Source organism: Sulfitobacter sp. HI0040 (assembly GCF_001634885.1).
In the GTDB taxonomy this organism is placed as follows: Bacteria; Pseudomonadota; Alphaproteobacteria; order Rhodobacterales; family Rhodobacteraceae; genus Sulfitobacter.
Window position 1 is genome coordinate 1 of record NZ_LWEX01000123.1, and the last position, 5,339, is coordinate 5,339.

Below are 5,339 nucleotides of genomic sequence, written 5' to 3' on the forward strand. Positions count from 1 at the left end.
CACCGCGTGGGCGGGGGCTTCGGCGGTGGCCGCAGGCAGGGTTTGCAGATAGGCGAAGAGATCGGCGACATCGCCCTCGGTCATGTGTTGATAGGCAGCGTAGGGAAAGGCGGGGTAGTAGTGCCGCCCCTCGGGCGAGACACCTTGCCTTACCGCATTGGCGAATTGCGGCAGCGACCAGCCGCCAAGGCCCGCGACCGGATCGGAGGAGATGTTGGGCGCATAGAAGGTGCCGAAATCACTGTCGAAGGCCTGCCCCCCTGACAGGAGCGGCGGAGCGGTGTTTTCGCCCTCCGGCGCGTCGGGGGGCTGGTGGCAGGACCGGCACCCTGCCGCCGCAAAGACCCGCGCGCCGTTCTCGACATCGGGGCGGTGACCCGCGGCAAAGTCCGGATCCTCGGCGGCGGGGGCCGTCACGAACCAGCCCGCGGCGCCCAGAGCGGCGAGCAGCGCCAGCAGACCCCGGCGCGCCCTGCCCATGATCAGTTTTCGGGGCCGCGGTAGGTGTCGTGGCAGCTCTTGCAGGCTTGACCGACGGAACCCATACCGGCCCGCAGACTATCCAGATCGGCGGCGGCGGCATCGATCATCTCACCGCTCGCGGTTTCAAGCGCGGTGAATTTCTCGGCAAAGCCATCGGGGTCGGACCAGATTTCAGCCTTGGCGCGTGAATCGCCGACCGCGCCCTGTTCGGTGCCTTCGATCCACATGGTCCCCCGGGCGAGGCCCGCGGCGGCATGCAGGTTCATCGCGGCGTTGCGGGCGGTTTCTGAATCGTACTCGGTCTCTCCCTTCGCGATCGCCCCCAGAATACCGGTGTGATAGGCGATCAGCTTCATCTGCGCCTTGCGCGCCTCGACAGCGGCCATGGCGGCCTTGTCGCTGTGGTTCGCGGCAACGGCGGCGGTGGCAAGACCCGCCAAAGCGAGGCAGAAGATGGATGTACGTGCTATTGTCATGGTGTCCCTCCCTGAATGTGCCCGACGGTAGCATGCGGCGTCCAACCGGCAAAATCCCGTCATCGTGATCATCTCAGGGGCGGGGAATACGCTCTGCCGTGGCCCATTCGGGCCACCAGCCCATCCATTCGATCCCCCCGATGAGAAGCGCCAGCGCCACGATGCCGAAGACAAGCTTTACCCGCGCGGCAGAAGGCGGGTTATGGGCCCATTTCGCCATCCGGAAGAACCATGTGAGGTTCATGCCTTTTCCCCTTCGTTCAGGTAAAGCGAACGGTGCCGATGTAGGGCAGGTTGCGGTTGCGCTGTGCGAAATCGATGCCGTAGCCCACGACGAATTCATCTGGAATCTCAAAGCCGGTCCAGTCGGCCTTCAGGTCGACTTCGCGGCGGCTGGGCTTGTCCAGCAGCGCGATGGACTTGAGCCGCGCGGGCCCGCGCGAGCGCAGCAGATTGGTGACATGATGAAGCGTGTGGCCGGTATCCACAATGTCTTCGACCACCAGCACGTCGCGGCCTTCGATGGCGCCGCGCAGATCCTTGAGGATCCGAACCTCGCGGCTGCTTTCCATACCGTCGCCGTAGCTCGACGCTTCGAGGAAATCGACCTCGATCGGCAGGTCCAGTTCCCGCACCAGATCGGCGATGAAGACGAAGGAGCCGCGCAGCAGCCCCACGACGATCAGCTTGTCGGTGCCGTCGAACTCGTCGTGGATGGCGCGGCAGAGCGCTTCGATCCGGGCGGCGATGGCCTTGGCCGAGATCAATTCGTCGATGACGTAGGGCCGGTCGGTCATGGCTTTGCCCTTGAATTCCAGCGGCTGAACAGTGAGATAGGGCCTAACCCGCCAGATGATGGAACGCAATGCCCACCCATTCCGAGACCCGCAAGCTTCCCTATACCGCGCAGCAAATGTACGATCTGGTCGCCGATGTGGGCCGCTATCCGGAGTTTCTGCCCTGGACGGCGGCGGCGCGGATCCGCAGTGACGAAGACAGGGGCGATCACCGGGTGATGGAGGCCGATCTGGTGATCAGCTTCAAGGTTTTCCGTGAACGTTTCACCAGTCGCGTGGTCCTCTGGCCCGATGAAAAGAAGATCGATACCGAATACCTGGACGGGCCGTTCAAATACATGAAGTCCAACTGGAAGTTCACCGACCTGCCCGGGGGCGGCTGCGAGGTGGATTTCTTCGTCGATTTCGAATTCCGCAACGCGATCCTTCAGCGGATCATCGGCGTGGTCTTCAACGAGGCGATGCTGCGCATCGTGCGGGCCTTCGAGAAGCGCGCGCAGGAGCTTTACGGCCCCGGCACGTCGGCCGTCTGAACCGGCGCGGCGCAGTGCTATAGCTGCGCCGCCCGGGAGTCTTAGTTGCTGAGGTCGTAGGCGCGTTCGCCATGGACCCGCAGGTCCAACCCGTCGGTTTCCGTTTCCGCGTCCACCCGAAGCGGCACGATCGCGCGGCAGACGAAGACGAGGATCACGCTGACCACCACCGTGAAGACGCCCACGATGGCAAGCGAGCCGAGCTGCGCGGCCCATGACCCGGCGCCGAGCGCCGCGATCATGATGGTGCCGAAGATGCCGCCCACGCCGTGCACCGCGAAGACATCAAGCGTGTCGTCGATGCGCAGCCGGTTGCGGACCAGCACGACCGCTTCCTGACAGAGCACGCCCGCCACCGCGCCGATCAGCAGCGCCGCCCACGGACCCACGAAGCCGGAAGCCGGGGTGATGGAGGCAAGGCCCGCGATGGTCCCCGTCACGATGCCCACGAGCGAGGGCTTGCCGAACTTGATCTTCTCCCACAGCGCCCAGGTGAGCGAGGCCGTGGCAGCGGAGATATGGGTCACGGTGATGGCCATGGCGGCCCCGCCATCGGCGGCAAGCTGCGAGCCGCCGTTGAAGCCGAACCAGCCCACCCAGAGCAGCGCGGCACCCACCATCACGAGGCCTGGATTATGCGGCGGCGTGGTCTGGTTCTTGCGCGGGCCGAGGAACATCGCCAGCACCAGCGCGGCCAGACCGGCGGTTTCATGAACCACGATCCCGCCCGCGAAGTCACGCGCGCCGGTTTCACCGAAGATACCGCCGTCGGCCAGCATTCCGCCGCCCCAGATCCAGTGCACCACCGGCGCGTAGACCACCAGCATCCAGAGGCTAGAGAAGAGCAGCACGAAGGCGAAGTTGATCCGCTCTACATAGGCGCCCACGATCAGCGCCGGGGTGATGACGGCAAAGGTCATCTGGAAGGCGAAGAAGAGAATCTCGGGCAGGGTGCCGGCAAGGCTGTCGGCGTCGACCCCGGCAAGACCGATCTTGCCCAGACCGCCCCAGAACCCCGTCTCGCCGGGTCCGAAGGCGATGGAATAGCCCACGAGGAACCAGAGCACGCTCATCAGGCAGGCGACGGCGTAGCATTGCATGAAAACGCTGAGCACGTTGCGGCTGCGGACGAGACCGCCGTAAAAAAGGGCAAGGCCCGGCAGCGTCATCAAAAGGACGAGGGCGGTTGCGGTCATGATCCATGCGGTATCGGCGGGGTTCATCTGCGGCTCCGGTGCTTGAGGTGAAACATTCGGGGCAGGAACGACAGGACAGGCCCATACAAAAGGCAAAACCCCCTGCGGGCTGCCCGTTTTCCGGGCAAAATATCAATTGCCTTATTTTTGTGCGGTCTGCACGGCGTTTTGCCCGAAAATCAGGCGCTTTCGCGAAGCGCCTGCCGCAGCAGCGTCAGCGCATGATCCCGCGCCGCGCGGCGGACAGCCTCGCGCCCCTGCGCACCGAATTCGCAGGTCTCGGCGAATGTCTCCCGTTGCTCGCCCGCGAGTGCAAAGCAAACGCGGCCTTCGGGCTTGTGCTCCGACCCGCCGGGGCCCGCGATGCCGGTGATCGAAACCGCGAGCCCCGCGCCGGAGCGCGTGAGCGCGCCCTCCGCCATTTCGCGGGCGACCGCTTCGGACACCGCGCCGTGGGCTTCAAGCGTCGCCTCGCGCACGCCCAGAAGCTCGGTCTTCGCGGCGTTGGTATAGGTGACGAATCCCCGCTCGAAGACCGCGGAGGATCCGGGCAGGTCGGTGAGCGCCACGGCCACCATACCGCCCGTGCAGCTTTCGGCGGTGGCGATCATGATGCCCCGGGCGCGGGCCGCCTCCAGTATCTCGGCGGCCAGCGTCATCCCTGAAGCACCCCGTGATAGAGCCCGGCCAGCACGATCACGCAGACCGCGGCGAAGATGCCTGCGATCACGTCGTCCAGCATCACCCCCAGCGGGTCGCCGCGCCGGTCCGCCCAGCCCACCAGCCACGGTTTGGCGATGTCAAAGAGGCGGAACAGCAGGAAAGCCGCGATCCAGCCCGGCCAGAGGTTCAGGATCGGGATGCCCATGGACCATGCCGCATGGCTGAGCGGCAGGAGCGCGATCCACTGGCCGACGAGTTCGTCGACCACGATTTCCGAAGGGTCGTGGTTTTCCTGCCCCGCGGTCATGCGCGCGGTGGCCCACCAGCCCAGCGGAAAGGCCGCGATGATGCCCAGGGCCAGCAGCGGCAGGCCCCCGATCACATGTAAAAGCCAGGCATAGGGCAGGCCGATGAGCGAGCCCCAGGTGCCCGGACCGGGACGCAGGTAACCGACGCCCAGAAGCGTCGCGATCAGTCTGGCGGCAATCATGTCTTCACCAATGTCGCTGTGGCCATGCAGGCGATGCCTTCGCCCCGGCCTGCAAAGCCGAGCCGTTCCGTCGTCGTCGCCTTGACGGAGACACGGTCGATTTCAATGTCCAGCATCTCGGCCATCGCCGCGCGCATCCTTTCGGTATGAGGCCCGATCTTCGGGACCTCGCAGATCAGCGTGCAATCCACATGGGTGAGGCTAAAGCCCATCTCACGGGCAAGGGTGGCGGCATGGCGCAGGAAGATATCGCTTCGTGCACCTTTCCACTGCGGGTCGGAGGGCGGGAAATGCTGGCCGATGTCGCCGCGCGCCAATGCGCCGTAGATCGCATCCGTCACGGTGTGCAGGCCCACATCGGCGTCCGAATGGCCGACAAGCCCGCGGTCATGGGAAATATGCACCCCGCAGAGCGTCACGCCGTCCCCCGGCCCGAAGGCGTGAACGTCGAAACCGTTGCCTGTTCTGATATCCAAATCTTTCTCCAATATGCGGGCGGCGCGGGCGAAATCCTCGGGCTGCGTCACCTTGATGTTGTCGGGGCTGCCGGGGGTGATCGCCACGTCTATGCCCGCGGCGCGGGCTACGGCCACGTCATCGGCCGCCGCCGGGCCTTCAAAGGCGGCATGTGCGGCGCGGATCGCGGCGAGGTCGAACCCCTGCGGGGTCTGGGCCGCGTAGAGGCCGCTGCGGTCGCGCGT

Annotated in this window: 9 protein-coding genes; 1 reads left to right on the plus strand and 8 read right to left on the minus strand. The window is 65.6% G+C overall.

Annotated features, from left to right (window positions below):
* The 4 genes from A3728_RS08910 to hpt all read right to left on the minus strand — a co-directional run.
* The coding region (locus A3728_RS08910) for a c-type cytochrome (RefSeq protein WP_150120704.1) at positions 1-480 on the minus strand (480 nt) is incomplete at its 3' end.
* A 2-nt stretch (positions 481-482) separates the two neighbouring features.
* Positions 483-959: a c-type cytochrome gene (locus tag A3728_RS08915; RefSeq protein ID WP_067922352.1), complete on the minus strand. Its 477-nt coding sequence runs from the start codon at positions 957-959 to the stop codon at positions 483-485.
* Positions 960-1,032: 73 nt separating this feature from the next.
* Complete coding sequence (locus tag A3728_RS23435; protein ID WP_201722119.1) at positions 1,033-1,203, minus strand: hypothetical protein; 171 nt, start codon at positions 1,201-1,203, stop codon at positions 1,033-1,035.
* Between the two features lie 16 nt (positions 1,204-1,219).
* A complete protein-coding gene (gene hpt / locus A3728_RS08920; protein WP_067922371.1) occupies positions 1,220-1,756 on the minus strand; it encodes a hypoxanthine phosphoribosyltransferase in 537 nt (178 codons plus the stop codon).
* Positions 1,757-1,824: 68 nt separating this feature from the next.
* On the opposite strand from hpt, the gene A3728_RS08925 reads away from it, so the two are divergent.
* Positions 1,825-2,289 (plus strand): type II toxin-antitoxin system RatA family toxin, encoded by a 465-nt coding sequence (locus A3728_RS08925; RefSeq protein ID WP_067922355.1) that lies wholly within the window; start codon positions 1,825-1,827, stop codon positions 2,287-2,289.
* 41 nt (positions 2,290-2,330) lie between these two features.
* Here A3728_RS08925 and A3728_RS08930 read toward each other — a convergent pair whose 3' ends face one another.
* From A3728_RS08930 to ispF, 4 genes are all read right to left on the minus strand, one after another.
* Positions 2,331-3,512, minus strand: coding sequence for an ammonium transporter (locus A3728_RS08930; RefSeq protein WP_067922358.1), 1,182 nt, complete (start codon positions 3,510-3,512; stop codon positions 2,331-2,333).
* Between the two features lie 152 nt (positions 3,513-3,664).
* Complete coding sequence (locus tag A3728_RS08935) at positions 3,665-4,144, minus strand: CinA family protein (protein ID WP_067922361.1); 480 nt, start codon at positions 4,142-4,144, stop codon at positions 3,665-3,667.
* Positions 4,141-4,638 carry a phosphatidylglycerophosphatase A family protein gene (locus tag A3728_RS08940; RefSeq protein WP_067922364.1) on the minus strand — a complete coding sequence of 166 codons (498 nt, stop codon included), beginning with the start codon at positions 4,636-4,638 and terminating at the stop codon, positions 4,141-4,143. Before A3728_RS08940 ends, A3728_RS08935 begins: the two co-directional genes overlap by 4 nt.
* A partial coding sequence (ispF, locus tag A3728_RS08945) for a 2-C-methyl-D-erythritol 2,4-cyclodiphosphate synthase (protein ID WP_067922368.1) occupies positions 4,635-5,339 on the minus strand: 705 nt, incomplete at its 5' end. The genes ispF and A3728_RS08940, both read right to left, overlap by 4 nt.

Coding starts and splice junctions, on each gene's coding strand:
- A3728_RS08915 (WP_067922352.1), bottom strand. CDS start 959: ATGACAATAGCACGTACATCCATCTTCTGCCTCGCTTTGGCGGGTCTT.
- A3728_RS23435 (WP_201722119.1), bottom strand. CDS start 1,203: ATGAACCTCACATGGTTCTTCCGGATGGCGAAATGGGCCCATAACCCG.
- hpt (WP_067922371.1), bottom strand. CDS start 1,756: ATGACCGACCGGCCCTACGTCATCGACGAATTGATCTCGGCCAAGGCC.
- A3728_RS08925 (WP_067922355.1), top strand. CDS start 1,825: ATGCCCACCCATTCCGAGACCCGCAAGCTTCCCTATACCGCGCAGCAA.
- A3728_RS08930 (WP_067922358.1), bottom strand. CDS start 3,512: ATGAACCCCGCCGATACCGCATGGATCATGACCGCAACCGCCCTCGTC.
- A3728_RS08935 (WP_067922361.1), bottom strand. CDS start 4,144: ATGACGCTGGCCGCCGAGATACTGGAGGCGGCCCGCGCCCGGGGCATC.
- A3728_RS08940 (WP_067922364.1), bottom strand. CDS start 4,638: ATGATTGCCGCCAGACTGATCGCGACGCTTCTGGGCGTCGGTTACCTG.